Source organism: Pleurocapsa sp. PCC 7319 (genome assembly GCF_000332195.1).
Classification (GTDB): Bacteria; Cyanobacteriota; Cyanobacteriia; order Cyanobacteriales; family Xenococcaceae; genus Waterburya.
Map to the genome: position 1 here is coordinate 1 of NZ_KB235921.1, position 3,271 is coordinate 3,271.

At 37.8% G+C, this 3,271-nt stretch carries 7 protein-coding genes; 2 read left to right on the forward strand and 5 right to left on the reverse strand.

Features of this window, described 5'->3' with window-relative positions; translation table 11 throughout:
• Positions 1-92: 92 nt before the first annotated feature.
• Positions 93-410, reverse strand: coding sequence for an IS630 transposase-related protein (locus PLEUR7319_RS34235; RefSeq protein ID WP_019503386.1), 318 nt, complete (start codon positions 408-410; stop codon positions 93-95).
• A 306-nt stretch (positions 411-716) separates the two neighbouring features.
• Between PLEUR7319_RS34235 and PLEUR7319_RS0104170 the strand changes: the two genes are divergently transcribed.
• On the forward strand, positions 717-1,061 hold the full coding sequence (locus PLEUR7319_RS0104170; RefSeq protein WP_144054249.1) for a hypothetical protein: 345 nt from the start codon (positions 717-719) through the stop codon (positions 1,059-1,061).
• A gap of 128 nt (positions 1,062-1,189) precedes the next feature.
• Here the strand turns inward: PLEUR7319_RS0104170 and PLEUR7319_RS0104175 are convergent, their stop codons facing one another.
• The 4 genes from PLEUR7319_RS0104175 to PLEUR7319_RS41185 form a co-directional block, all read right to left on the reverse strand.
• Positions 1,190-1,591 (reverse strand): hypothetical protein, encoded by a 402-nt coding sequence (locus tag PLEUR7319_RS0104175; RefSeq protein WP_019503943.1) that lies wholly within the window; start codon positions 1,589-1,591, stop codon positions 1,190-1,192.
• Entirely contained in the window at positions 1,582-2,343 is a 762-nt protein-coding gene (locus tag PLEUR7319_RS0104180) for a ParA family protein (RefSeq protein WP_026102292.1), read from the reverse strand. Before PLEUR7319_RS0104180 ends, PLEUR7319_RS0104175 begins: the two co-directional genes overlap by 10 nt.
• Positions 2,344-2,546: 203 nt before the next feature.
• The gene (locus PLEUR7319_RS0104185) at positions 2,547-2,819 is read right to left on the reverse strand and encodes a hypothetical protein (RefSeq protein WP_019503945.1); all 273 of its coding nucleotides are present in this window, start codon (positions 2,817-2,819) and stop codon (positions 2,547-2,549) included.
• A 2-nt stretch (positions 2,820-2,821) separates the two neighbouring features.
• Positions 2,822-2,974: a hypothetical protein gene (locus tag PLEUR7319_RS41185; RefSeq protein WP_019503946.1), complete on the reverse strand. Its 153-nt coding sequence runs from the start codon at positions 2,972-2,974 to the stop codon at positions 2,822-2,824.
• On the opposite strand from PLEUR7319_RS41185, the gene PLEUR7319_RS42525 reads away from it, so the two are divergent.
• Complete coding sequence (locus tag PLEUR7319_RS42525; protein ID WP_019503947.1) at positions 2,974-3,150, forward strand: hypothetical protein; 177 nt, start codon at positions 2,974-2,976, stop codon at positions 3,148-3,150. The two genes, PLEUR7319_RS41185 and PLEUR7319_RS42525, sit on opposite strands and share 1 nt — an antisense overlap.
• Positions 3,151-3,271: the final 121 nt, after the last annotated feature.

Here is a 3,271-nt window from a genome sequence, read left to right on the forward strand (position 1 = left end):
ATTCATCCAAGTAAACTAAATTGCTTGATCCGTCAAGAATGACAATTTTACGTAAATTTCTCAGAAAGCTGATTCGCTCACTATGCTTACGTTCAGTGTATTTCAGCGTTTTTTTTACGAGTTAACTTCATTTGTTTCTGGGCATACCCAATAGCACTCGTATGCACTCCAAAATATTGCGCCCTTTCTCTTAACAAAGCATCTGGATTTTCTTGAATATGTTGGGCAATTGCTAGAGAGTCTAGTTTTCGCTTTCTTCCAAGTTGTGGTGCTGGAGTCAAATTCTTTCTTCGACACCAATCATTCACACACCATAGACTTACCTCATATCTTCTTGATGCTTCGGCTTTGGAGCCTCCAGCCGCTACAAAGTCCACTACCCGCTTTCGCAAATCTACACTATAAGTCATCTAACCTGATTGATTTCTCATCTAGCTTATATTATTTCATATGTTTCCTATTTAGAATGACTATAAAGCTGGAAGTCAAGCTTATTTGAAAGCGGTTGAAGCTCTATCACGTCGTGGTCGAATTGAAGCTTTGGAGCGAGGGATGAGTACACTTTCAATGGGTTTGTCAGATTTGGTTGAGGAAACCTCAAGATTGAACAAAAGTTAGCGAACATTATTACCTAGTTTTTTTTCGACCCAAGATACCGTGAAAAGTCAGAAGCAGGGGAGAGTGTAACTAGTGTTTTTAGGGAGAACACAGATGAAGTGCTAGAAGATAGCACCATGATTATACGGGAATCTAATTTAGTAGCAGGTAGTACAAATGTGATTAATAGTTTATGGATGATGGTGATAGATTATGTGATGGACGTGATAGATAGTGTGATGACTGAAGCCATTGCTGGTGAAAGATGTTACGAGTGTCCTAAAGGATACCGCTCCGCATATGACGGCATTTTCAAAAAGTCCTCTGAAAAAGTTAATAGTATAGAAAGTGAGATTGAATGTAATACGGTTAATAAAGATCAACTAGAGAAAAATGATTCAGTACAGAAGTTTTCATTTTTGCCGTCACCATCGTCACAGAAGGAGGTTGAAAGGTATATATAGCAAGCTGTCCTAAAGGATACCGCTTCGCATATGACGGATGATTTAGAGATCCGACACCAGCCATAAATTGAGTCATCACAGTAGGAGAGAAAATCAAGAATCAGGAATAAAGAGTAAAGAAGATTGAATCAAGAATCTTGATTTAATTGGGAAGAGAGAGATTGAATTTTAGCTTGAAGTTGTTCAATAGATTCAACTTCAAGCCAATTGTGAGAAAGAGAAGAAAAAAGTTCTAAGGCAGCCTGAACCCAAATCTCTTTAGGAATTTTGTGACCATGAAGACGTTTACCTTTTTTAACCAGATCATCAAGCCAGTCATTAAGTTCGAGAGGAAGACGCAAATTAACTTTCTCTTTTTCAGAAGCTTTCAAGAATATTGAATCAAGATTCTGGGGTCTTGAATCAAGATTGTTCTGATGGTTAGATGAAGGAGTAGATTTCTCAGTGGGATGAAAAATACCAGTAGATTGTGGATTGTGATTAGCAAGAGGATTATTGCCTAAGGAAGATTTCTTTTTATTTACTGACATCCAATCACTTCCTCAACGAGAGATAAATAAGCTTTTGCGCCTTTGCCATTTGAGTCATGGTCAAAAATAGAGAGAGAAAAGCTGGGGGCTTCACGAAGTTTGACCGACTCAGGGATAACAGTGGAGAACATCTGAGCGGTGAAACGATGTTGTAAAGATTGGAGAACTTCTTTACTAAGATTATTTCTGGCATCAAAACGAGTAGCTAAGACTCCAGTGATTTCGATAGGGTGTTCAAGGGCAGAATGAATTAAATCTAAAGCTTTTTCAATAGAGCTAATACCCAACAGACCTAAATAGCTCATATCGACAGGAATAATGACTTCGTTACTAGCCATAAGAGCATTAATGGAAAAAACACCGATGTTGGGGGGACAATCAATCAAAATAAAGTCATAGTCGTCAAGAACCGAAGCGATTGCTTTACGTAAAAGAAGTTCACGCCCAGGTAAACCAGAGATAGGAATTTCATCTTCAGCTAAACGAATATTAGAGGGAACAATATCAATATGGTCAGAAAGAGAAATAGTCGCTTCATGGAGAGAAGAATGACGAAGCAGAACATCTCGAAGCTGAAGCTCTAGATCCCAGATTTTGATTCCGAGGGAAGCAGCGGAATTACCTTGAGGATCAATATCAATTAACAAAATATGTTGCTGATGAAAACGAGCTAAACCAGCAGCGAGATTATAGGCAGTAGTGGATTTTCCCACCCCACCTTTCATATTGAAAATAGAAATTATTCGGCTCATAGGAAAAGATCAAGAGTGAGGGATAAATCAAGAATCAAGATTATTGAATCGAGAATAAATACTATTGAATCAAGAATATTGATTCAAGATAGCTCAGAGATGATGAAATGTCTAGTGTTTGAGAAAGTAGATTTTAATTGGCTCAAGTTGTTGAGTGTTTCTTCTAAGAATCGAGAATGAATATTCTTGATTCTTGATTAATATCAAGAGTTGAGTTGAATCCAAAGTCGCTCGGTGATGGTTTCCAGAAGAAGATCGTGAGCGTTGGTATAATCATGGTGCTGATATTTGCTTTCGAGGAATTTGATCCAAGTCTGAAAATTAAGCTCTTTAGCCTTTTCAACAATGAGCTTGATGTTATCATTGAAAAACGCTTCAAAATCAGCTTCGTCTTCAGGAACGAATTTCAATTCTTGGGCAATCGCTTTGGTAGCAGCTTTCAAATAAGCCATTTGATCTGGTGCTAGTTGAGTCATGATTAAAGAGAGATAACATCAGTAATGCTAGGGGCATCTTTGCCTTTACTGTTATGGGTAGAGCCTAATTGATGCTGTTGATGGTGAGCATCTAATTCAGGTTGTCGGCTCTCAATAACTCGACGAATAACCTGATCACCTCTTCGGGTAGGCATTGCTGGGCATTGCCAGTCAGCATTTTCGAGAATTTGGCAGTGCTAGTCGAACCATTTCAGGGTATGAAACTATGAATATGATTCGCAAAGGTCAAATCAAAAATGTGGAACGAGGAGATATCTTAGGTCAAATCAAATTTATCAAAAAGCTTTTAGCTCTAAGCTCTAAGCTCTAAGCCTTTTAGTTGACTACTTGCATAGTAGCTTTAAACTTATAGCTTGTGGGTTTAATATGAAGTCCGCTTAATTAGTTCTAAAATTAATTGAAGCTATCAATATGACATAAATCAATGCCCA

What these genes read in the sequence shown, in the direction of transcription:
- PLEUR7319_RS0104185 (WP_019503945.1), bottom strand. Translation starts at nt 2,819, where the DNA reads ATGACTCAACTAGCACCAGATCAAATGGCTTATTTGAAAGCTGCTACC.
- PLEUR7319_RS0104175 (WP_019503943.1), bottom strand. Translation starts at nt 1,591, where the DNA reads ATGTCAGTAAATAAAAAGAAATCTTCCTTAGGCAATAATCCTCTTGCT.
- PLEUR7319_RS34235 (WP_019503386.1), bottom strand. Translation starts at nt 410, where the DNA reads ATGACTTATAGTGTAGATTTGCGAAAGCGGGTAGTGGACTTTGTAGCG.
- PLEUR7319_RS0104180 (WP_026102292.1), bottom strand. Translation starts at nt 2,343, where the DNA reads ATGAGCCGAATAATTTCTATTTTCAATATGAAAGGTGGGGTGGGAAAA.
- PLEUR7319_RS41185 (WP_019503946.1), bottom strand. Translation starts at nt 2,974, where the DNA reads ATGCCTACCCGAAGAGGTGATCAGGTTATTCGTCGAGTTATTGAGAGC.